This window comes from Streptomyces sp. NRRL S-37, assembly GCF_000721605.1.
GTDB lineage: Bacteria > Actinomycetota > Actinomycetes > Streptomycetales > Streptomycetaceae > Streptomyces.
Map to the genome: position 1 here is coordinate 1 of NZ_JOIZ01000157.1, position 259 is coordinate 259.

1 protein-coding gene is annotated in these 259 nt (G+C 70.3%); it reads right to left on the reverse strand.

Annotation, left to right across the window (positions count from 1 at the left end; genetic code table 11):
- A partial coding sequence (locus IH50_RS38540; protein ID WP_158801455.1) for an AMP-binding protein occupies nucleotides 1-259 on the reverse strand: 259 nt, incomplete at both ends.

Consider the following 259-nt stretch of genomic DNA (forward strand, 5'->3'; position numbering starts at 1 on the left):
ATCGACGCCCGCCAGTTCGCGCGCTGTCGCCGGATCATCCAGCACCAGCACCTGCCGGCCCTGCGGCACCACCGCCCGCACGTCCCGGCAGGTCACCACCACATCCGCACCCGCGTCCGCGAGCATGAACTCCACCCGCTCAGCCGGATAGGCCGGATCAACCGGCAGATAGGCAGCCCCTGCCTTCAGCACACCCAGCAGCGCCACCACCAGATCGACACCGCGCTCCAGGCACACCCCCACCACGGACTCCAGACCC